The 22813-nt window shown below is 57.0% G+C and carries 19 protein-coding genes; 13 read left to right on the top strand and 6 right to left on the bottom strand.

What is annotated here, in order from left to right; all coding sequences use genetic code 11:
* Nucleotides 1-88: 88 nt before the first annotated feature.
* Nucleotides 89-1555, bottom strand: coding sequence for a mannitol dehydrogenase family protein (locus C6A40_RS07435; protein WP_045334355.1), 1467 nt, complete (start codon nt 1553-1555; stop codon nt 89-91).
* Between the two features lie 203 nt (nt 1556-1758).
* On the opposite strand from C6A40_RS07435, the gene uxuA reads away from it, so the two are divergent.
* Nucleotides 1759-2949 (top strand): mannonate dehydratase, encoded by a 1191-nt coding sequence (gene uxuA / locus C6A40_RS07430; protein ID WP_044597895.1) that lies wholly within the window; start codon nt 1759-1761, stop codon nt 2947-2949.
* 117 nt (nt 2950-3066) lie between these two features.
* Here uxuA and yeiP read toward each other — a convergent pair whose 3' ends face one another.
* Complete coding sequence (yeiP, locus tag C6A40_RS07425) at nt 3067-3639, bottom strand: elongation factor P-like protein YeiP (protein WP_008500940.1); 573 nt, start codon at nt 3637-3639, stop codon at nt 3067-3069.
* 164 nt (nt 3640-3803) lie between these two features.
* On the opposite strand from yeiP, the gene C6A40_RS07420 reads away from it, so the two are divergent.
* Nucleotides 3804-4058, top strand: a complete 255-nt coding sequence (locus C6A40_RS07420) for a YkgJ family cysteine cluster protein (protein ID WP_045334419.1) — start codon at nt 3804-3806, stop codon at nt 4056-4058.
* Here the strand turns inward: C6A40_RS07420 and setB are convergent.
* Complete coding sequence (gene setB / locus C6A40_RS07415; RefSeq protein ID WP_032663187.1) at nt 4055-5236, bottom strand: sugar efflux transporter SetB; 1182 nt, start codon at nt 5234-5236, stop codon at nt 4055-4057. The genes C6A40_RS07420 and setB overlap by 4 nt on opposite strands.
* 361 nt (nt 5237-5597) lie before the next feature.
* On the opposite strand from setB, the gene fruB reads away from it, so the two are divergent.
* From fruB to fruA, 3 genes are read left to right on the top strand one after another with little or no spacing between them, the layout of a single operon-like run.
* Nucleotides 5598-6728 (top strand): fused PTS fructose transporter subunit IIA/HPr protein, encoded by a 1131-nt coding sequence (gene fruB / locus C6A40_RS07410; RefSeq protein WP_045334358.1) that lies wholly within the window; start codon nt 5598-5600, stop codon nt 6726-6728.
* Entirely contained in the window at nt 6728-7666 is a 939-nt protein-coding gene (gene fruK / locus C6A40_RS07405; protein WP_008500936.1) for a 1-phosphofructokinase, read from the top strand. The genes fruB and fruK overlap by 1 nt, the downstream gene beginning before the upstream one ends.
* Nucleotides 7667-7682: 16 nt before the next feature.
* Nucleotides 7683-9368: a PTS fructose transporter subunit IIBC gene (fruA, locus tag C6A40_RS07400; RefSeq protein ID WP_045334361.1), complete on the top strand. Its 1686-nt coding sequence runs from the start codon at nt 7683-7685 to the stop codon at nt 9366-9368.
* Between the two features lie 45 nt (nt 9369-9413).
* Here fruA and nfo read toward each other — a convergent pair whose 3' ends face one another.
* Nucleotides 9414-10271, bottom strand: coding sequence for a deoxyribonuclease IV (gene nfo / locus C6A40_RS07395; protein ID WP_023294038.1), 858 nt, complete (start codon nt 10269-10271; stop codon nt 9414-9416).
* A 64-nt stretch (nt 10272-10335) separates the two neighbouring features.
* A complete protein-coding gene (locus tag C6A40_RS07390) occupies nt 10336-11382 on the bottom strand; it encodes a YeiH family protein (protein WP_023294037.1) in 1047 nt (348 codons plus the stop codon).
* A 97-nt stretch (nt 11383-11479) separates the two neighbouring features.
* Between C6A40_RS07390 and yieE the strand changes: the two genes are divergently transcribed.
* The 3 genes from yieE to cirA all read left to right on the top strand — a co-directional run bounded on the left by yieE (nt 11480) and on the right by cirA (nt 16169).
* Nucleotides 11480-12346, top strand: coding sequence for a DNA-binding transcriptional regulator YeiE (gene yieE / locus C6A40_RS07385; protein WP_008500932.1), 867 nt, complete (start codon nt 11480-11482; stop codon nt 12344-12346).
* Nucleotides 12347-12504: 158 nt separating this feature from the next.
* The gene (locus C6A40_RS07380) at nt 12505-13974 is read left to right on the top strand and encodes an amino acid permease (protein WP_008500931.1); all 1470 of its coding nucleotides are present in this window, start codon (nt 12505-12507) and stop codon (nt 13972-13974) included.
* A gap of 224 nt (nt 13975-14198) precedes the next feature.
* Nucleotides 14199-16169: a catecholate siderophore receptor CirA gene (gene cirA, locus C6A40_RS07375; RefSeq protein WP_045334363.1), complete on the top strand. Its 1971-nt coding sequence runs from the start codon at nt 14199-14201 to the stop codon at nt 16167-16169.
* A 99-nt stretch (nt 16170-16268) separates the two neighbouring features.
* On the opposite strand, the gene fghA is transcribed toward cirA, so the two are convergent.
* Nucleotides 16269-17096, bottom strand: a complete 828-nt coding sequence (gene fghA, locus C6A40_RS07370; RefSeq protein WP_045334366.1) for an S-formylglutathione hydrolase — start codon at nt 17094-17096, stop codon at nt 16269-16271.
* Nucleotides 17097-17234: 138 nt separating this feature from the next.
* Here fghA and C6A40_RS07365 point away from each other — a divergent pair, with 138 nt between their 5' ends.
* From C6A40_RS07365 to mglB, 5 genes are all read left to right on the top strand, one after another.
* Nucleotides 17235-18383 carry a YbfB/YjiJ family MFS transporter gene (locus C6A40_RS07365; protein WP_045334369.1) on the top strand — a complete coding sequence of 383 codons (1149 nt, stop codon included), beginning with the start codon at nt 17235-17237 and terminating at the stop codon, nt 18381-18383.
* Nucleotides 18384-18485: 102 nt separating this feature from the next.
* The gene (gene folE, locus C6A40_RS07360; RefSeq protein ID WP_008500927.1) at nt 18486-19154 is read left to right on the top strand and encodes a GTP cyclohydrolase I FolE; all 669 of its coding nucleotides are present in this window, start codon (nt 18486-18488) and stop codon (nt 19152-19154) included.
* A 19-nt stretch (nt 19155-19173) separates the two neighbouring features.
* A complete protein-coding gene (gene yeiB / locus C6A40_RS07355) occupies nt 19174-20331 on the top strand; it encodes a DUF418 domain-containing protein YeiB (protein ID WP_045334373.1) in 1158 nt (385 codons plus the stop codon).
* A 155-nt stretch (nt 20332-20486) separates the two neighbouring features.
* On the top strand, nt 20487-21509 hold the full coding sequence (galS, locus tag C6A40_RS07350) for an HTH-type transcriptional regulator GalS (protein WP_021241505.1): 1023 nt from the start codon (nt 20487-20489) through the stop codon (nt 21507-21509).
* Nucleotides 21510-21804: 295 nt separating this feature from the next.
* On the top strand, nt 21805-22803 hold the full coding sequence (gene mglB, locus C6A40_RS07345) for a galactose/glucose ABC transporter substrate-binding protein MglB (RefSeq protein ID WP_008500923.1): 999 nt from the start codon (nt 21805-21807) through the stop codon (nt 22801-22803).
* The last annotated feature ends 10 nt before the right edge of the window (nt 22804-22813 follow it).

Genomic DNA, 22813 nt, shown 5'->3' with positions numbered 1-22813 from the left:
CTGTTCTCTATCCTGGCGAAAAACGGGCCCCGTGAGAAGGGGAAGGGCGAACGGAGGCCTCATCCGTTCGCATTAAGCGCAATAATCGTTAAAGATTTAACGTTTCGATAACAGCCTGACGCGCGCCGTGGCGGGTAATGCGCTCATAGGCCTGGCTGACAGCCTCCACAAAAACGCGATTATGCGCAAGATCGTGACCGAAGACCTCACTCAGCCCCAGCAGCGCGTGGACGCGGTTGGCGTCGCTGCTGGCGTTGACGATGGCGCGGATTTTATCGCTGAGGGGATCGCGAACGTCAATCGCGTTTCCGCGTTCGTCGGTACCGCTGACGTAGCGTATCCAGCCGGCCACGCCCAGGGCCAGCAGCGACCACGGTGTATTTCGCTCAAGATGAACGCGGATCCCGTCCAGCATTCTCTGGGGCAGCTTTTGGCTACCGTCCATCGCGATTTGCCAGGTCCGATGCTGGAGGGCCGGGTTGGCAAAGCGTTCGATCAGACTATCGGCGTATGCCGTGAGGTCGACATCCTTGATGCGCAACGTGGGGGCCTGCTCGTCCAGCATCAGCCGACGGGCGGCTTCGCGGAACGCCGCGTCCTCCATGCATTCATTTATATGCGCGTAGCCGGCGAGGTACCCCAGATACGCCAGGAAAGAGTGGCTGCCGTTGAGCATGCGTAATTTCATCTGCTCCCAAGGCAGCACATCCTGCACCATCTGGACACCCGCCACTTCCCACTCGGGACGCCCGGCGACAAAATTATCTTCCACGACCCACTGAATGAACGGCTCGCAGCTGATGGCGCACGGATCTTCCACGCCGAGCGCGTCGGTGATTTCCGCCAGCGAGGCCTCCGTCGCGGCGGGAACAATCCTGTCGACCATCGTTCCGGGGAAGCTGACGTGGGTATCGATCCATTCAGATAACCCTGCGGAGCGTTTTTGCGCCATGCCCAGCACCGCGTTTTTCACCACGTGCCCGTTGTCAGGGATATTGTCGCAGGACAGCACGGTAAACGCAGGCAAGCCGCGCTCGCGGCGGCGGTGGAGGGCTTCGACCAGGATCCCAGGGGCCGAATGTGGCTCGGAGGGGTTTTCAAGGTCGTGGACGATCCGGGGGTTATTCAGATCGAGTTTTCCGGTCGCGGGATCGATGCAATAGCCTTTTTCCGTGATGGTGAGCGAGACAATCGCAACCTGAGGCTCGCAAAATTTCTCAATAATGGCGGGCAGGGAGTCCAGCTTTGCGTTCAGGCATTCATGGACGGCACCGATGATAATGGCCTCATTTCCTTCAGCCCCTTTTTCCAGCACGGTGAACAGATGATCCTGCGCGCGCAGCTGGCTCATCAGCACATCGCCGCTGAAAAGGCTAATCTCACAAATCCCCCAGTCGCCGCCTTTTTCATTCAGCACCCGATTTGTTAACAATGCCTGGTGCGCACGGTGAAACGCGCCAAAGCCAAAGTGGACGATGCGGGAGCGCAGTTGCTGACGATCGTAGCGCGGTTGCTGAACCCGGGCCGGAAGGGTGGTGGAGGCAATTGTCTTCATGAGATACACCTGATTAACCATTAATTAACAATACCAGTGTAAAGTTATATGACAGCAAATAAAATTGGTGAGCCGTAAATATCCCCGTTATGTGAGTTTGATCAATCAATGTGTGGCGGTGTATTGACCCTTCGCGGTAAACATGTATGGTAGTCGTCATTGTAGTAACGCATATTGGTATAACAACTTAAGAGGGTGAGGCAATGGAACAAACCTGGCGTTGGTACGGGCCGAACGATCCGGTTTCTCTTGATGATGTGCGTCAGGCTGGCGCAACGGGTGTCGTCACGGCGCTGCATCATATTCCTAACGGTCAGGTCTGGCCGGTAGAGGAAATACAGACGCGTCAGGCGCTGCTGGCGGAAAAGGGATTAACCTGGTCTGTGGTGGAAAGCATTCCGGTTCACGAAGACATCAAAACCCATTCCGGCGAGTATCAGACCTGGATTGCCAACTATCAGCAGAGCATCCGTAACCTCGCGGCCTGCGGTATTGATACCGTTTGCTACAACTTCATGCCCATTCTGGACTGGACGCGTACAGACCTCGAATATCAAATGCCGGACGGCTCAAAAGCGCTGCGTTTCGATCAGATTGCCTTTGCGGCATTCGAACTGCACATTCTGAAACGCCCTGGCGCAGAAGCGGATTACACCGCTGAAGAGCAGCAGCAGGCGCTCCAATGGTTCAATGCCGCCAGCGACGCGGATATCGAAAAGCTGACCCGTAATATTATTGCGGGCCTGCCGGGTGCCGAAGAGGGGTATACGCTGGATCAGTTCCGCGCCCGCCTGGCGGAATACGGCGATATTGATAAGCACCAGCTGCGTGAAAACATGGCGTATTTCCTGCGCGCAATTGTGCCGGTCGCGGAAGAGGTAGGGGTTCGCCTGGCGGTACATCCGGACGATCCACCGCGTCCTATCCTCGGCCTGCCGCGTATCGTGTCTACGATTGAAGATATGCAGTGGCTGAAAGAGACGGTCGACAGCATCCACAACGGCTTTACCATGTGTACCGGCTCCTACGGCGTGCGGGCCGATAACGATCTGGTGCGGATGATTGAAACCTTCGGCGATCGCATTCACTTTACGCATCTGCGTGCGACCTGCCGTGAAGAGAACCCAAAAACCTTCCACGAGGCGGCGCACCTGGGCGGCGATGTGAATATGGTCGCGGTGGTGGACGCTATTCTGGCGGAAGAGGCGCGTCGTAAGCAGGCTGGCGATGTGCGTCCTATCCCGTTCCGTCCGGATCACGGACACCAGATGCTGGACGATCTGCGTAAGAAAACCAACCCGGGCTATTCGGCGATTGGCCGTCTTAAAGGGATGGCGGAAGTGCGCGGCGTTGAGCTGGCGCTGAAGATGACGAAGTATCCGGAGCTGCTGTAACCGGAATTGCCGGGTGGCGGCTTCGCCTTACCCAGTCTACAAAAACACAAAAACCGGCTTCAGGGCCGGTTTTTTCGTAGGTCGGGTAAGCGTAGCGCCACCCGACAAACGCCGCAATCAGTCAGCGCGACCCATATAGCGTTTTTCTTCGATATGGATGCGGATTTTCTCGCCAGCAGAAAGGTATTCCGGCACCTGCACAACCAGGCCGGTGGTCAGGGTCGCCGGTTTGTTGCGGGCACTGGCGGATGCGCCTTTGATGCCTGGTGCCGTTTCAACGATTTCCAGATCGACGGTCTGAGGCAGTTCCAGCGCCAACAGCACGCCGTCCCAGGTCAGAACCTGCATATCAGGCATACCGCCTTCCGGGATGAACAGCAGCTCTTCTTCAATCTGGTCTTTGGTGAAGATATACGGGGTGTAATCTTCTTTGTCCATGAACACATATTCGTTGCCGTCGATGTAGGAGAAATCAACATAGCGACGGGTCAGGGTCACGGTATCGACGATATCGTCACCTTTAAAGCGCTCTTCCACCTTCAGGCCGGTACGCACATCGGCGAAACGCATTTTGTACAGCGTAGCTGCACCACGGGCGCTTGGTGCCTGAATATCGATATCTTTCACAATCAGCAGTTTGCCGTTGTAATTCAGTACCATACCTTTCTTAATTTCGTTCGCTCTTGGCATTGCAGTAATCCTGTTTACGGGAGGTAAAAAATATCGCGCCAAATTACTCGCGCGCGGCCTTTCAGGCAAGAGGAATTCGTGGCTTTTGCTATCAATACACAAAAGGTGTTACTGTGCGCGCGATGCCCGACCGTACGGGCATTCGCCAGCGGAAGAGAGCATTTATGGATTGTCGTCCCGATTGTGGCGCGTGCTGTACTGCACCGTCCATTTCAAGCCCCATTCCAGGAATGCCCGAGGGCAAACCTGCCAATACCCGCTGCGTTCAGCTCTCGGAAACGAACCTGTGCAAGATCTTTGGCTCACCGTTGCGCCCGAAGGTCTGCTCCGGGCTTCAGCCCACGGCTGAAATGTGCGGCAGCACGCGAGAGCAGGCGATAACGTACCTTCTTGAGCTGGAAGCGCTCACCGCGCCTTAAACGTCTTTAATCCTCGCCAGGCAGCCAATCGTCAGCGTACACATCACCAGCGCAATCCAGAACACCGTGTGATAGTTCCAGATTTCGGCCACGACACCGGCCATTGAACCGGCAATAATCCAGCCCACGCGGGTGGTATTAGTATAAAGGGTGGTGGCGGAGCCTGCCTGGCCCGGCATCAGATCCTGGAAATAAAGCATGCCTATCCCGGCGAGAATACCAATATAGATAGCGTTCAGCAGCTGTAACGCCAGCAACAGCCCTGGCGTATGTACCGTCAGCATACCGATATAAAACAGCAGACCGGCGACGGCGGCGATGCGCATTAAAAAACGTTTCCCGAAGCGCTTAGCGTAATAGCCTGCGATCAGCATGGTCGGGATCTCAAGCCCGGCTGCGGTGCCCATCATGATCCCCGCCAGCTTCTCCGGCAGGTGCAGTTCATTAATGATAAACAGCGGCATATTGATGATATAGAGGCTATTGGTGCCCCACATCAGCGTGCAGATCGCGAACAGGAGCAGGGCATCGCGGCGGTTACGGCGGGGCGCTTCCAGCACACCCGTTGCCACCTTGGGCTCTTTGCGCATTGACGGCAGGAAGAACCACACCAGCGCGCCGCACGCCACAAACGCGACTGCCGCGCTCAGGTACATCACCGTAAAGCCAAAACCCATCGCCAGCGCGTAGGCCAGCGGCGGGCCAATCACCCACGCCAGCGACACCTGCGCACGCAGGACAGAGCTGAACATCACCGCTTCACGTCCGGTATGGTCGGCGTGTTCGCGGGCAAGCGCAAACAGCTGTGGGTTAGCCGTCGAGCCAAAGCTGCTCAGGAATACCCCGACGAAAAGCAGAATGAAGTAGTTGCGGTTCCAGGCAAACAGAACGCAGGCCATGACCCCCAGCAGGCAGCAGAAAACGATCAGGCTTTTACGATCGCCTTTTCTGTCGGAGCGCCCCGCCAGAAATTGACTGACCAGGATGCCGATGATGGCGCTTCCGGTAAAAAAGAAGCCAACCAGCGCCGGACGAACATGGACCTCATTGGTCAGAAATAAGCTCAGCGTCGGCGTCTGTAACGCACCGGCAATGCCCGTGAAAAAGGCAACAATCAGGAAGGCCGCTGAGGTCAAGTCAAAGGGCTTTGGCGAGGCAGCCGCAGGGGTGTTATGCATGTTTTATAATTAGCGAGTAGCAGAGAGGGGCGGAGTGTACGCCGTCAGCTAAAAAATAAACAGTGGGTGCGGTCAATGATGCCACGAAAAATCAAAATGGCATTTCAACTTGCATCTCACGCTGCTGACCTTAGCTGAAACTGACTTGCTGAACTTCAGCAAAATTCAGCTCAATGAAGAAGAAATGTGCTGTATCTCTAAATTCTGATATCAGAAAGACGAGTTTACTTGCAAGGCACAGCAGAAAGCGCAAGACTTTTTGAAACGTTTCAGCGCTATCTTGTTTTAACAAACGGAGCAGGCTAGCGCATTTTTTCTCATTAAAGCTGAAACGATTCAAGTTCAGCAGGAGTGGAGAACCATGTTCCAGTTATCTGTTCAGGATATCCACCCGGGCGCTCAGGCCGGGGATAAAGAAGAGGCTATTCGCCAGGTTGCCGCTGCGCTTGTGCAGGCGGGTAACGTCGCGGACGGCTATGTCAACGGCATGCTGGCCCGCGAGCAGCAGACTTCAACCTTCCTCGGCAATGGCATTGCCATTCCGCACGGTACCACCGACACCCGCGATCAGGTGCTGAAAACCGGCGTTAAGGTGTATCAGTTCCCGCAGGGCGTGCTCTGGGGCGACGGTCAGGTGGCGTATGTGGCCATCGGTATCGCGGCCAGCAGCGATGAACATTTAGGTCTGTTGCGTCAGCTGACGCATGTTCTGAGCGATGACGCGGTGGCTGAACAGCTTAAATCCGCCACCACCGCGGAAGAGCTGCGCGCCTTGCTGATGGGCGAAAAACAGAGTGAAGCGCTGAAACTGGATAATGAAACGCTGATGCTGGATGTGGTTGCTTCCGATCTGGTGACGCTGCAGGCGCTGAACGCGGGTCGTCTGAAAGAAGCCGGCGCGGCGGATGCCACCTTTGTGACGCGCGTGATTAACGATAAGCCGTTGAATCTGGGTCAGGGCATCTGGCTGAACGACAGTGCTGAAGGCAACCTGCGCAGTGCGATTGCCGTGAGCCGTGCTGCCTCGGCGTTTGAGGTAGAAGGCGAGCGCGCAGCCATGCTGGTGACCGTGGCGATGGCTGATGAACAGCCGGTTTCCGTGCTGAAGCGTCTTGGCGATCTGCTGCTGAACAACAAAGCTGAAAAACTGCTGAACGCTGATGCATCCACCGTGCTGGCACTGCTGACCAGTGATGATGCGCTGACGGATGACGTGCAAACCGCGGAGTTCGTGGTACGTAACGAACACGGCCTGCATGCCCGTCCGGGTACCATGCTGGTGAATACCATTAAACAATTCGAGAGTGAGATTACCGTGGCGAATCTTGACGGCACGGGCAAACCGGCCAACGGCCGTAGTCTGATGAAAGTGGTCGCGCTGGGCGTGAAGAAAGGCCACCGTCTGCGTTTCACCGCGCAGGGTGCCGATGCTGAACAGGCGCTGAAAGCGATTGGCGATGCCATCGCGGCGGGTCTGGGGGAGGGCGCATAATGAGCAGACGTGTTGCGACTATTACGCTGAACCCGGCTTATGACCTGGTGGGGTTTTGCCCGGAAATTGAGCGCGGCGAAGTTAACCTCGTGCGTACCACCGGCCTGCACGCTGCGGGCAAAGGGATTAACGTCGCGAAAGTGCTCAAGGATCTCGGTATCGATGTCACCGTGGGCGGATTCCTCGGCAAAGACAACCAGGATGGTTTCCAGCAGCTGTTCAGCGAGCTGGGCATTGCCAACCGTTTCCAGGTTGTTCAGGGCCGTACCCGTATCAACGTTAAGCTAACGGAGAAAGACGGTGAAGTGACCGATCTGAACTTCTCTGGCTTCGAAGTGACGCCGTCAGACTGGGAACGCTTTGTCAACGACTCGCTGACCTGGCTGGGGCAGTTTGACATGGTGTGCGTCAGCGGCAGCCTGCCGTCCGGCGTCAGTCCGGAAGCGTTTACCGACTGGATGACGCGCCTGCGCAGCCAGTGCCCATGCATTATTTTTGACAGCAGCCGTGACGCGCTGGTCGCGGGCCTGAAAGCCTCGCCGTGGCTGGTGAAGCCTAATCGCCGCGAACTGGAGATCTGGGCGGGCCGTAAGCTGCCAGAATTAAAAGATGTGATTGACGCTGCCCATGCGCTGCGCGAGCAGGGTATCGCTCACGTGGTGATCTCGCTTGGTGCAGAAGGCGCGTTGTGGGTTAACGCGTCTGGCGAATGGATCGCCAAACCGCCGTCAATGGAGGTTGTGAGTACCGTTGGCGCAGGGGATTCCATGGTTGGCGGACTGATTTATGGTCTGCTGATGCGGGAATCCAGTGAACATACTTTACGTCTTGCCACTGCCGTTGCTGCCCTGGCCGTCAGCCAGAGCAATGTCGGTATTACCGATCGTACCCAGTTAGCCGCGATGATGGCGCGCGTTGACTTAAAACCTTTTAACTAACAGCAGGAGAGGAATAATGAAAACGCTGCTGATCATTGACTCCGGTCTCGGACAGGCACGCGCCTATATGGCGAAGACCCTGCTGGGAGCGGCGGCGAACAAAGCACATCTCGAGATGACTGATAACCCGGGCGATGCCGAACTGGCCATTGTCCTGGGCGACAACATCCCGGCTGACAGTGCGCTGAACGGCAAAAAAGTGTGGCTGGGCGATATTAATCGCGCGGTGGCACATCCGGAACTGTTCCTGAGCGAAGCGAAAGGCCACGCGTCTTTCTACAGCGCGCCTGTCGCGACGGCACCGGCTGCGGCCACGGGCCCGAAACGCATTGTGGCGGTGACGGCCTGCCCGACGGGGGTGGCTCACACCTTTATGGCGGCTGAAGCCATTGAAACCGAAGCAAAAAAACGCGGCTGGTGGGTAAAAGTGGAAACGCGCGGCTCCGTCGGTGCCGGCAATGCCATCACCCCAGAGGAAGTGGCTGAGGCCGATCTGGTGATTGTGGCGGCGGATATCGAAGTGGACCTGGCGAAATTTGCCGGTAAGCCAATGTACCGCACCTCCACCGGCCTGGCGCTGAAAAAGACCGCGCAGGAGTTTGATAAAGCGCTGGTGGAAGCGAAGCCGTATCAGGCAACCGGCGCGCGCCAGACCGCGACGGAAGGGAAGAAAGAGTCAGCAGGCGCCTATCGCCACCTGCTGACCGGCGTGTCTTACATGCTGCCGATGGTGGTCGCGGGCGGTCTGTGTATCGCGCTCTCGTTCGCGTTTGGTATCACCGCGTTTAAAGAACAAGGTACCCTGGCGGCAGCGCTGATGCAGATCGGCGGGGGCTCAGCCTTCGCCCTGATGGTGCCGGTACTGGCGGGCTTTATTGCCTTCTCCATTGCTGACCGCCCGGGTCTGACCCCGGGTCTTATCGGCGGCATGCTGGCCGTGAGCACCGGTTCTGGCTTTATCGGCGGTATCATCGCGGGCTTCCTCGCCGGTTACGTCGCGAAGCTGATTAGCTCGAAGCTGAAGCTGCCGCAGAGTATGGAAGCGCTGAAGCCGATCCTGATCATCCCGCTGATTTCCAGCCTGGTGGTCGGCCTGGCGATGATTTACCTGATTGGTAAGCCGGTTGCAGGCATCCTGGCGGGTCTGACCCACTGGCTGCAGACCATGGGCACCGCGAACGCGGTTCTGCTGGGTGCAATCCTCGGCGGCATGATGTGTACCGACATGGGGGGGCCTGTGAACAAAGCGGCGTACGCCTTTGGTGTGGGCCTGCTGAGTACCCAGACCTACGCGCCAATGGCGGCGATCATGGCGGCAGGCATGGTGCCTCCTCTGGCGCTCGGCCTGGCGACGATTATTGCCCGTCGTAAGTTCGATAAAGCGCAGCAGGAAGGCGGTAAAGCCGCGCTGGTGCTGGGTCTGTGCTTCATCACCGAAGGCGCGATTCCGTTCGCGGCGCGTGACCCAATGCGTGTGCTGCCGTGCTGTATCGCAGGTGGTGCGGTAACGGGTGCAATCTCCATGGCGATTGGCGCAAAACTGATGGCACCACACGGCGGTCTGTTCGTGCTGCTGATCCCTGGCGCCATCACCCCGGTACTGGGCTACCTGCTGGCGATTGTTGCCGGTACGCTGGTGGCGGGCCTCTCTTACGCGGTGCTGAAACGTCCGGAAGCGGAAGTTGTGGCGAAAGCAGCGTAAGCGGTAAGCAAAAAAAAGCCGGGTGCTGATGCAACCCGGCTTTTTTTATGCCGCCTGTTCAGCGGTTTGCTGTGCCTTCAGCCAGGCAATCTCTTCTGCCCAGATGTCCGGATTGATGGTTTCCAGCACCATCGGAATACCGTCGAAGCGAGCGTCCTGCATGATAAAGCGGAACGCATCGTGGCCAATGTTGCCTTCGCCCAGGCTGTGATGGCGGTCAACGCGGCTACCAAAGGCGCTTTTCGCATCGTTTAAGTGCATTCCACGCAGGTATTTAAAGCCCACAATGCGCTCGAACTCATCAAACGTGTTTTTTGTTGCCTCGGTGGTGCGCAGGTCATAACCGGCGGCAAAGGCGTGGCAGGTATCAATGCACACGCCGACGCGGGATTTGTCCTCCACGCCGTCGATAATCGCCGCCAGATGTTCGAACTTAAAGCCGAGGTTGCTGCCCTGACCGGCGGTGTTCTCAATCACCGCCGTCACGCCTTTGGTTTTATCCAGCGTGATGTTAATGGACTCTGCAATGCGCGCCAGGCAGGCATCTTCGTCGATCTGCATCAGATGGCTGCCCGGATGGAAGTTCAGCAGCGTCAGCCCCAGCTGTTCGCAGCGTTGCACTTCATCCAGAAACGCCTCTCGGGATTTTTCCAGCGCTTCTTCAACCGGGTGACCGAGGTTGATCAGGTAGCTGTCGTGGGGGAGGATCTGGCCGGGCCCGTAGCGGTATTTCTCACAGGCGGCTTTGAAATCATCAATCACCTCAGCGGTGAGCGGTGCGGCGCGCCACTGGCGCTGATTTTTGGTGAACAGGGCGAAAGCGGTCGCCTCAATTTCGGCGGCACGAATGGCGGCATTCGCAAGGCCACCTGCAGCGCTGACGTGCGCTCCAACATATTTCATAAAGGGACTCCTGTTAACCCGAAATGCCTATGATAGCGGGTTAACAGGAGAAGGATGTAGTGGTTTATGCCATCAGGCTATGGACCGCGAGGTTAATTGCGCCACCGCCGACAATCAGCCAGATGAAGAGCACCAGCGCCATCAGCAGCGGTTTCGCACCGGCTTTTTTCAGCGCGCTGACGTGTGTGGTCACCCCCAGGGCCGCCATGGCCATCGCCAGCAGTACGGTATCCAGCGTCACCAGCATATCCACCACCGCTTTCGGCAGCAGGTGGAAGGAGTTAAAGATAGCGACCACGATGAACAGGATCGCAAACCACGGAATGGTGATTTTGCTCTTCTCGCTGCCGCCCGCCGGAGCCAGCTGTTTAACCCGTGCGGCCAGGAAAATCAGGAACGGCGCCAGCATCATCACGCGCAGCATTTTGGCAATCACCGCCGCGTTTTCAGCGTCCGGGTTAATGGCGTGTCCTGCTGCGACCACCTGGGCCACTTCGTGCATGGTCGAGCCGATATAGATGCCGTAGGTTTCCGGGCTAAACCAGTGGGCGACCAGCGGATACATGGCCGGGTAGAGGAAAATCGCCAGCGTACCGAAGATCACCACCGTCGCGACGGCAACCGTTACCTTGCTGGCTTCGGCTTTCACGACCGGCTCCGTTGCCAGCACCGCCGCTGCGCCACAGATACTGCTCCCGGCACCGATCAGCCAGCTGGTTTGCCTGTCCAGGCCAAACACTTTCTGACCGATAAAGCAGGCCAGTAAAAAAGTGCTGGTCAGGGTCAGAACGTCGATGGCGATCCCGCTCGCACCCACATCCGCAATCTGCGAAAAGGTGAGACGAAAGCCATAAAGAATGATCCCAAGACGCAGCAGATGCTGCTTGGCAAAGATTACGCCGCCGTCGCAGGATTTCCAGATATGTGGATAAACGGTGTTACCCACGACCATGCCGAGCAAAATGGCGAGCGTCAGCGCGCTGAAACCTGCGCCTGCGATGGCTGGGATGCTGCCGCCCCATAGCGCTACGGCGGTCACTGCGGCGCTGAGCGCAAGACCCGGCACGAAGTGCCACACTGTACGATGATGTTGTAAGGTGATTTCTGACATAACCTTCTCCTTTGTCTGGCTAAAGGTTACGGCGGTCTGGCTTAAAAATAAAATTGATTATATACTTATAATCAATCTATATAAGTGGTAAGTAACCATGCACATTACTTTGCGTCAGCTGGAAGTGTTTGCCGAGGTGCTGAAAAGCGGCTCGACGACCCAGGCGTCACAAATGCTGGCGCTCTCGCAGTCTGCGGTCAGCGCGGCGTTGACCGATCTTGAAGGACAGCTGGGCGTTCAGCTTTTTGACAGGGTAGGGAAGCGTCTGGTGGTCAACGAACACGGTCGTCTTCTTTATCCACGCGCGCTGGCGCTGCTGGAGCAGGCTATCGAAATCGAACAGCTGTTCCGCGAAGATAACGGCGCGATCCGCGTCTACGCCAGCAGCACCATCGGCAATTACATCCTGCCGGAGGTGATCGCCCGCTATCGTCGGGATTTCCCGACCCTGCCGCTGGAGATGAGCGTGGGCAATAGCCAGGACGTCATCAACGCGGTGATCGACTTCCGCGTGGATATCGGCCTCATCGAAGGACCCTGCCACAACGTCGATATCATTGCCGAGCCCTGGCTGGAAGACGAGCTGGTGGTGTTTGCGTCCCCGGCCTCGTCATTATTGCAGGGCGAGGTGACGCTGGAGCGGCTGGCGCAGGCGCAGTGGATCCTGCGCGAGCAGGGCTCCGGCACGCGTGAAATTGTCGATTACCTGCTGCTGTCCCATCTGCCGCATTTCCAGCTGGGGATGGAATTGGGGAACTCAGAGGCGATTAAGCACGCGGTGCGCCACGGGCTGGGTATCAGCTGCCTTTCCCGGCGCGTTATTGCCGAACAGCTGGAAACCGGATCGCTGGTGGAAATTCCCGTTCCGCTCCCGAAACTGGTGCGCACGCTGTGGTGCATTCATCATCGCCAGAAACACCTTTCCAGCTCCCTGCAGCGTTTTCTGCGCTATTGCGAAATCTGACATCGTCCCTCACCCCAAAGGGAAGAGGGAAAAATTATGCTTTACTTATAATCCTGGCCGCGTCATGAAGCTCTCTTATAACTGAGTATTTCTGCCGGAAGGAATGCGGATCGTCTGCTACAATCGCGCCTCATTTATTAAATGGACAGCATTTTCACATGGTTTCAGAAATTAAAACCACAGAAGCGCCCACGCTACGTCGTGAACTCAAGGCGCGTCACCTGACGATGATCGCCATTGGCGGCTCCATCGGTACAGGTCTTTTCGTTGCCTCTGGCGCAACGATTTCGGCAGCCGGCCCGGGTGGGGCACTTTTCTCTTATATCCTGATTGGCCTGATGGTGTACTTCCTGATGACCAGTCTCGGCGAACTGGCCGCGTACATGCCGGTATCCGGTTCGTTCTCGACCTACGGTCAAAAATACGTTGAAGAAGGCTTCGGCTTCGCGCTGGGCTGGAACTACTGGTACAACTGGGCGGTCACCATCGCCGTTGACCTTGTCGCCGCACAGCTGGTGATGAACTGGTGGTTCCCGGATACGCCGGGCTGGATCTGGAGCGCCCTGTTCCTGGCCGTCATCTTCCTGCTGAACTACATCTCCGTGCGCGGTTTCGGCGAAGCGGAATACTGGTTCTCTTTGATCAAAGTGGCAACCGTCATCATCTTTATCGTCGTCGGTGTGGCGATGATCGTTGGTATTTTCAAAGGCGCTGAACCTGCGGGCTGGAGTAACTGGACAATAGGCGATGCGCCGTTTGCCGGTGGACTGTCGGCAATGATTGGCGTGGCAATGATTGTCGGTTTCTCCTTCCAGGGAACCGAGCTGATTGGCATTGCTGCTGGTGAGTCAGAAAACCCGGAGAAGAATATTCCGCGCGCGGTTCGTCAGGTCTTCTGGCGTATCCTGCTGTTCTATGTGTTCGCGATCCTGATTATCAGCCTGATCATTCCGTACACCGATCCAAGCCTGCTGCGTAATGACGTCAAAGACATTAGCGTCAGCCCGTTCACGCTGGTCTTCCAGCATGCCGGCCTGCTTTCAGCCGCAGCAGTGATGAACGCCGTTATCCTGACCGCCGTACTTTCTGCCGGTAACTCCGGAATGTACGCGTCCACCCGTATGCTCTACACGCTGGCATGCGACGGTAAAGCGCCGCGTATTTTCGCGAAGCTGTCCCGTGGCGGCGTACCGCGCAACGCACTGTACGCCACAACGGTGATTGCCGGCCTGTGCTTCCTGACCTCTATGTTTGGCAACCAGACGGTGTACCTGTGGCTGCTTAACACCTCCGGGATGACGGGCTTTATTGCCTGGCTGGGGATTGCCATTAGCCACTATCGTTTCCGCCGTGGCTACGTCAAACAGGGTTATGACGTTAACCAGCTGCCGTATCGCTCAGGGTTCTTCCCGCTGGGTCCCATTTTCGCCTTCATTCTGTGCCTGATTATTACGCTGGGACAGAACTATGAAGCGTTCCTGGCGGACACCATTGACTGGGGCGCCGTCACGGCAACCTACATTGGTATTCCGCTGTTCCTCGTCATCTGGTTTGGCTACAAGCTGACGAAAGGAACACACTTCGTTCGCTACAGTGAAATGGAATTCCCGGAACGATTTAAACAATAATCGCACTTCCTCTCTCTTAGCCCGCTCGTTTGAGCGGGCTTTTTTATTCCCGCCCCCTGTAACAAAGATATATTTCTTAACAATTTAATTGATAATAATTATCGTTTGCTTTATCGTTATCAAAAATAAGCGTGTCACCGACCCACCGGAGATGTGGGCGGCAAGGAAGACGCTGTGAGCAATGATGATTTGATTGAGTTGTATTTACCTCATGGAGATATGGAATGTTTAGGTTGAATCCCTTCGTCAGGGGAGGACTTTGTGCGTCCGCAATGTCCCTGGCCCTGCCTGTTATCGCAGCGGAATCCGGCGACACAATGGTTGTTACGGCCTCCGCGACCGAGCAAAACCTGAAAGACGCACCGGCAAGCATCAGCGTGATTACCCAGGAAGATTTGCAGCGCAAACCCGTTCAAAATCTGAAAGATGTGTTACGGGATGTGCCGGGCGTGCAGCTCACAAGCGAAGGGGACAACCGTAAAGGGGTAAGTATTCGCGGGCTGGACAGCAGCTACACGCTGATCCTGATCGACGGCAAGCGCGTCAATTCCCGTAACGCAGTGTTCCGCCATAATGATTTCGACCTCAACTGGGTGCCGGTTGACGCCATCGAACGAATCGAAGTCGTGCGTGGGCCGATGTCCTCGCTTTATGGCTCCGATGCGCTGGGCGGCGTGGTGAACATTATCACCAAAAAAATCGGCCAGAAATGGACGGGCACCCTGAGCGCTGATTCCACAATTCAGGAACATCGCGATCGTGGTGATACGTACGACGGCCAGTTCTATACCAGCGGTCCGCTGGTGGACGGCCTGCTGGGGCTGAAAGCCTACGGTAGCCTCGCAAAGCGTGAGAAAGACGGTCAGCAGAAATCTTCTACCACGGCGAGCGGTGAAACACCGCGCATTGAAGGCTTCACCAGCCGCGATGCGAATGTGGAGTTCGCCTGGACGCCGTCTGAAAATCACGACTTTACGGCGGGCTACGGTTTCGACCGTCAGGATCGTGACTCGGATTCCCTCGACAAAAACCGCCTTGAGCGTCAGAACTACTCTCTCAGCCACAACGGCCGCTGGGGCATCGGCAACAGCGAGCTGAAGGTTTACGGCGAGAAGGTGGATAACAAAAACCCGGGCAACAGCAATCCGATCACCTCCGAGAGCAACGCGGTAGACGGGAAATACGTGCTGCCGCTGGGCGACATCAACCAGCTGATGACCCTCGGCGGCGAATGGCGTCACGATAAGCTGAAGGACCCGGTCAACCTGACGGGCGGCTCCAGCAGCAGTACGTCGACAAGCCAGTATGCCCTGTTCCTGGAGGACGAGTGGCGTATTTTTGAACCTCTGGCGCTGACCACCGGCATCCGTATGGATGACCATGATACCTACGGCGACCACTGGAGCCCGCGCGCCTATCTGGTCTACAACGCGACCGATACCGTCACGGTGAAAGGGGGCTGGGCGACCGCGTTTAAAGCGCCGTCACTGCTGCAGCTGAGCCCGGACTGGGTCACCGGCTCGTGCCGCGGTGCCTGTGAGATTGTCGGTAACCCGGATCTGAAGCCGGAAACCAGCGAGAGCTTCGAATTCGGTCTCTACTACAGCGGGGAAGAGGGCTGGTTAGAGGGCGTACAGGCCAGCGTGACCACCTTCCAGAATAACGTCGATGACCGCATCAGCCTCAGCCGTACGGCCAATGCGAAACAGGCGCAGAGCTACCCTAACTACGTTGGCCTGAATGCGGACGGTGAGCCGATTTTCCGCTACTACAACGTCAACAAGGCGCGCATCCGTGGGGTGGAGACCGAGCTGAAATTCCCATTGGCGGACGACTGGAAAGTGACGCTGAACTACACCTACAACGACGGTCGTGATATCAGCAACGGCGGCAACAAGCCGCTGTCCGATCTGCCGTTCCACACCGCCAACGGGACCGTTGACTGGAAGGCGACGCAGGACTGGTCGTTCTATGTTCAGGGCAACTATACCGGTGAGAAACGCGCGCTGACCAGCAGCGACCCAACGCCGGGTGGCTATGTTATCTGGAATACCGGCGCCGCGTGGCAGGCGACGAAAAGCGTGAAGCTGCGCGCGGGCGTGCAGAACCTGCTGGACAAAGATCTGAGCCGCGACGATTACAGCTACACGGAAGATGGCCGTCGCTACTTTGTCGGCGTGGATTATAAGTTCTGATGTAGCCTTGATGCCCGGTGGCGCTTCGCTTACCGGGCCTACAAAATCCACGAATGTAGGCCGGGTAAGGCGAAGCCGCCACCCGGCAATCGGCCGCATTTACCCGAACAAATGCTCCGCATGGAAGCGGAGATGATCCTCAATAAAGGACGCGATGAAATAATAGCTGTGATCGTATCCCGGCTGAATGCGCAGCGTCAGCGGCCAGTCTTTCTGGCGTGCCGCTTCTGCCAGCACCGCAGGCTGCAGCTGACCGGCGAGGAACTGGTCCGCATCACCCTGATCGATAAGGGTAGGAATGGCTTCTTCAGCTTTGCTGGCCAGCATCAGCGCGCAGCTGTCCCATGCCTGCCATTTTTCCGCATCCTCACCCAGATAGTGTGTGAAGGCTTTCTGCCCCCACGGCACCTGCGTTGGGTTCACAATCGGTGCAAATGCCGACACGCTGACGTATTTCCCCGGATTTTTCAGCGCCATGATGAGCGCCCCGTGCCCGCCCATCGAGTGGCCGCTGATCGCGCAGCGCTCGCCAACCGCAAACTGCGACTGCACCAGCGCAGGAAGTTCATCGCGAAGGTAATCATACATGCGGTAGTGGCGCGCCCAGGGCTGCTCGGTCGCATTGAGATAAAACCCGGCGCCTTTGCCCAGGTCGTATCCGGCATCGTCGGCCACATCGTCGCCACGCGGGCTGGTGTCTGGCATCACCAGCGCAATGCCCAGCTCGGCGGCAATACGCTGCGCGCCCGCTTTGGTGGTGAAGTTTTCGTCGTTACAGGTCAGGCCGGAAAGCCAGAACAAAACCGGCGGGTTTTCCGTCGGCGGCAGGAAAATGCTGAACGTCATTGCACAGTTCAGAGAGGTGGAGTCGTGCCGCCAGCGCTGCTGTCGACCTTCAAAACAACGGTGCTCTTCGAGCAGTTCCATGCAGGGCTCCTTAATGAGAATGCGTATTCATAAAACCCATAATACAGCTTTTTCATTGACCTGTGAGTAACTTTCACTTTCGCCAGGCGGCGAGATGCTGCATCATAAATTTACTTTTCTTTAACAATTGGAGCGGTCATGGCGCTGCGTATTGCGCTCAGTGGGTTTGTCGTTCTGGTGGTGGCGATGGGGATAGGGCGCTTTGCCTTTACGCCTCAGGTACCGCTGATGATTGCTGCCGGACAGCTTACGCTGACCAGCGCGGGTCTGGTGGCGGCGATGAATTATCTGGGCTATCTGGTGGGTGCGTGGGATGCGATGCGTGCGCACCGCTTCGTTGAAACGCGCCTCTGGCTGGGCATCACCGGCGCGGTGGCGCTGACGCTGCTCTCCGCGGCAGCGGATAACGCCGTCGTGCACGGCCTGCTGCGCTTCGTGATTGGCTGCATGAGCGGCTGGTCGATGGTACTCATTGCCGCCTGGACCAACGAACGGCTGGGACAGCTGGGTAAACCGGGCCTGAGCGCTGCGGTGTTTGCCGGACCGGGGGCGGGCATTGCCCTGAGCGGGCTGCTCGCCGTCTATATTCAGGCGAAGTCCCTGTCGGCCGGGGCGGCATGGCAAATCTACGGCGTGCTGGCGCTGGTGCTGATTGCGCTGGTGGCGCGCTACCTGCCGCGATCCGGGCAGCTCCATCGACCCGGCACCGCGCCGGAGCCGCTGGTGCTGACGGCGGATTTAAGGCGTCTGGTCTGGAGCTACAGCCTGGCCGGGTTTGGCTATATCCTCCCGGCGACCTTCCTGTCGCAAATGGCGGCCGTGCGTTTTCCCGGCAGCCTGTTTGCCCAGTTTGCCTGGCCGATTTTTGGTCTCGCCGCCGTGGTGGGCATCGCGCTCAGTATTCTGTTACGCCATACCTCAACGGCTAACCGCAGGCTGGCGATCGTGCTGTGGTTACAGGGAGCTGGCGTGCTGGCGGCCTGGCTGCTGCCGGGCATTGGCGGTTTGCTGACGGGCGGGCTGCTGGTGGGCGGCGGCTTTTTGTGTGCCGTGCAGCTCTCTCTTTTATACGGCCGCGAGCTGGCGCCAAACCACACGCGTTATATGGCAGGCCTGCTCACCACCGGGTATGCGATTGGGCAGTTGATTGGTCCGGTCACCTCGGCGTTATCAACCTGGCTTACCCACCGGCTGGAGCCCGCGCTGGGGCTGGCGGGCATTGCGCTGTTCGTTGGAGGAGCGCTTGTCTGGAATCGTCACGCTGAAAGGCAACAGCAATCGCAATAATTATCGTCGTGAATACTGGATTATGTGCGCCGCCTCACGCACAATGAACGCATACTTTTGCCACAACGAGGGCAAAAGACGCCACACCTGCAGGAGAACAAAATGTCATCACTCAGTAAAGAAGCTGCCCTGGTCCACGAAGCCCTGGTTGCGCGCGGTCTTGAAACGCCACTGCGTCCGCCCGTACAGGATTTGGACAATGAAACCCGCAAGCGTCTGATTGCCGGTCACATGACCGACATCATGGAGCTGCTGAATCTCGATCTGAGTGACGACAGTCTGATGGAGACGCCGCACCGCATCGCGAAAATGTACGTCGACGAAATTTTCTCCGGCCTGGATTACGCCAACTTCCCGAAAATCACCGTCATTGAAAACAAGATGAAAGTGGATGAGATGGTAACGGTCCGCGATATCACGCTGACCAGCACCTGCGAACACCATTTCGTGACCATCGACGGTAAAGCGACCGTGGCGTATATCCCTAAAGACACGGTGATTGGCCTGTCGAAGATTAACCGCATCGTGCAGTTCTTCGCTCAGCGTCCGCAGGTGCAGGAGCGCCTGACCCAGCAGATCCTGACCGCGCTGCAAACGCTGCTGGGCACCAATAACGTGGCCGTCTCTATCGACGCGGTTCACTACTGCGTGAAAGCGCGCGGCGTGCGCGATGCCACCAGTGCGACCACCACAACCTCGCTGGGCGGTCTGTTTAAATCGAGCCAGAATACCCGCCAGGAGTTCCTGCGCGCCGTACGTCACCACAACTAAGTCTGACAGGGCAGGGACCATGGAGCGAAACGTCACGCTCGATTTTGTTCGCGGCGTCGCCATTCTCGGTATCCTGCTGCTTAATATCACCGCCTTCGGTTTGCCGAAGGCGGCGTATCTCAATCCCGCGTGGTATGGCGACATTACCCGCAGTGATGCCTGGACCTGGGCAATCCTCGATCTCTTTGCGCAGGTCAAATTCCTTACGCTCTTTGCCCTGCTGTTTGGCGCAGGCCTGCAGCTCCTCCTCAAACGCGGTACGCGCTGGATCCAGTCGCGCCTGACGCTGCTGGTTATCCTCGGTTTTATCCATGGCCTGTTCTTCTGGGACGGCGATATTCTTCTCGCGTATGGGTTAGTCGGGCTCATCTGCTGGCGCCTCATTCGCGATGCGCACAGCGTTAAAAGCCTTTTCAACACCGGCGTGATGCTCTATGTCATGGGGCTTGGGGTACTGCTGCTGCTGGGGATGATCTCCGGGGAGACGACGAATCGTGCCTGGATCCCGGATGCCGCTAACCTGCAGTACGAACAGTTCTGGAAGCTGAAAGGCGGTACGGAAGCGATAAGCAACCGCGCGGATATGCTGGGGGATAACCTCCTCGCGCTGGGCGCGCAATACGGCTGGCAGCTGGCGGGCATGATGCTGATGGGCGCGTCACTGATGCGCACCGGCTGGCTGAAAGGGGAATTCAGCCTGCGTCACTATCGTCGCACAGGCGCCGGTCTGGTGCTGCTCGGTGTGCTGATTAACCTCCCGGCGGTGATAGCGCAGTGGCATATCCACTGGGATTACCGCTGGTGCGCGTTCCTGCTCCAGGTGCCGCGTGAACTGAGCGCGCCGTTCCAGACCATCGGCTACGCGGCGCTGATCTACGGCTTCTGGCCCTCGCTTTCTCGTCTGTGGATGGTCAGCGCTATCGCCTGCGTGGGACGCATGGCGTTAAGCAATTACCTCCTGCAAACGCTAATCTGCACCACGCTTTTCTATCGCTTTGGCCTGTTTATGAAATTCGACCGCTTTACGCTGCTGGCGTTTGTTATTCCGGTCTGGGCGGTAAACCTGGCGTTTTCTGTTCTCTGGCTACGCTATTTCCGCCAGGGACCGCTGGAGTGGGTATGGCGTCAGTTAACCGTACGTGCTTCAGGGATATCATTGAAAAATACATCCAGATAACGATCTGGATCACAATCATTAACAAAACGGATGTAAGCGTTTTCATGACTGTGAGCTTCTTCACGTAGTCCCCTTTCTCTCGCTGCCAAAATAGCCACCTTGCTAAACACAGGGGGTGTCTGTGAGTTGCTGCAATCCTTTGAAGGATGGTGAATATGATCACCATTCGTGACGTCGCCCGTCAGGCGGGCGTTTCTGTGGCTACCGTCTCACGCGTGCTGAACAATAGCGCGCTGGTCAGCCCTGAAACCCGAGAAACCGTAATGAAGGCCGTGACCCAGCTCGGGTACCGGCCAAATGCCAATGCCCAGGCGCTTGCGACGCAGGTCAGCGACACCATCGGCGTGGTGGTGATGGATGTCTCGGATGCCTTTTTCGGCGCACTGGTGAAAGCGGTCGATATGGTCGCCCAGCAGCACGAGAAATATGTCCTGATCGGCAATAGCTATCATGAGGCGGAAAAAGAACGCCATGCCATTGAAGTGCTGATCCGCCAGCGCTGTAACGCCTTGATTGTCCACTCAAAAGCCTTAAGCGATGAAGAGCTAACCGGATTGATGGAGCAGATCCCGGGCATGGTGCTGATCAACCGCATCGTCCCCGGCTATGCCCACCGCTGCGTCGGGCTGGATAACGTCAGCGGCGCCATGATGGCCACGAAAATGCTCATCAATAACGGGCATCAGCGGATCGGTTATCTGGCCTCCAGCCACGCGATTGAAGATGACGAACTGCGGCGCGAGGGGTGGCAAAACGCCCTGAAAGAGCATGGCATTACGCCTTCCGAAAGCTGGGTGGGAACCGGCACGCCGGACATGCAGGGCGGTGAAGCGGCGATGGTAGAGCTGCTGGGCCGCAATCTGCAATTGTCTGCGGTGTTTGCCTATAACGATAGCATGGCGGCAGGCGCCCTGACCGCGCTGAAGGATAACGGCATTGCGGTGCCACAGCATTTATCACTCATTGGTTTCGATGATATCCCGATTGCCCGTTACACCGACCCGCAGCTGACAACCGTGCGTTACCCGATTGCCTCTATGGCGAAACTGGCGACTGAGCTGGCGTTACAGGGGGCCGCAGGCGTGCTGGATCCGGGGGCAACACACTGTTTCATGCCGACTTTAGTGCGCCGCCACTCCGTCGCTGCCCGGCAAATTGTGGTTCCGATCACTAACTGATTACATGTGGTGATGTAACCGTTTTCAATCTGTGAGTAAATTCACAGTATCTTAACAAGGCGCTGACTATGATGTCAGCGTTTTAGGGGCTGAAACGCTATGTAACAGTGATTATTCACTTTCACTATAGCCAATGTGCCGCAAACAACGAATAAAACGCATTTCTGGAGCGTTACCGAACACGGAAGAGAGAAATTTTATAAGTGAACCTCGGCTGTCAGTAACGTTTTATTAACATCTGCCCGCCGCTCGTTATTCACAAGAACTACCCTGCATAAAAAAAACCGGAGATACCATGAATAAGAAGGTGTTGACCCTGTCTGCTGTAATGGCAAGCATGCTTTTTGGTGCAGCAGCGCACGCTGCGGATACCCGTATTGGTGTGACCATCTATAAATACGACGACAACTTCATGTCTGTTGTGCGTAAAGCGATTGAGAAAGATGCGAAAGCAGCGCCAGACGTTCAGCTGCTGATGAACGACTCCCAGAATGACCAGTCCAAACAGAACGACCAGATCGACGTTCTGCTGGCGAAAGGCGTGAAAGCCCTGGCCATCAACCTGGTTGACCCGGCTGCAGCAGGCACGGTTATTGAAAAAGCGCGCGGCCAGAACGTGCCGATCGTCTTCTTCAACAAAGAACCTTCCCGTAAGGCGCTGGATAGCTACGACAAAGCGTATTACGTCGGTACCGACTCCAAAGAGTCCGGTATTATTCAGGGCGATCTGATCGCGAAACACTGGGCGGCGAACCCGAACTGGGACCTGAACAAAGACGGTCAGATTCAGTTCGTGCTGCTGAAAGGCGAACCTGGCCACCCGGATGCTGAAGCGCGTACCACCTACGTTATCAAAGAGCTGAACGACAAGGGCCTGAAAACCCAGCAGCTGGCGTTAGATACCGCGATGTGGGATACCGCTCAGGCGAAAGATAAGATGGACGCGTGGCTGTCCGGCCCTAACGCCAACAAAATCGAAGTGGTTATCGCCAACAACGATGCGATGGCAATGGGTGCGGTAGAAGCGCTGAAAGCACACAACAAATCCTCTATCCCGGTATTCGGCGTAGATGCGCTGCCAGAAGCGCTGGCGCTGGTTAAATCCGGTGCGATGGCCGGTACCGTGCTGAACGATGCCAACAACCAGGCGAAAGCCACCTTCGACCTGGCGAAAAACCTGGCCGATGGCAAAGGTGCGGCAGATGGCACCAACTGGAAAATTGACAACAAAATCGTTCGCGTACCTTACGTGGGCGTAGACCAGTCCAACCTGGCTGAGTTTATCGGTAAATAAGTAAGCGGTA

Origin of the sequence: Enterobacter sp. GER_MD16_1505_Eko_090, from assembly GCF_003331015.1 — a bacterium.
Lineage (GTDB): Bacteria > Pseudomonadota > Gammaproteobacteria > Enterobacterales > Enterobacteriaceae > Enterobacter > Enterobacter roggenkampii.
This window is presented reverse-complemented; position numbering and strand designations above follow the sequence as displayed.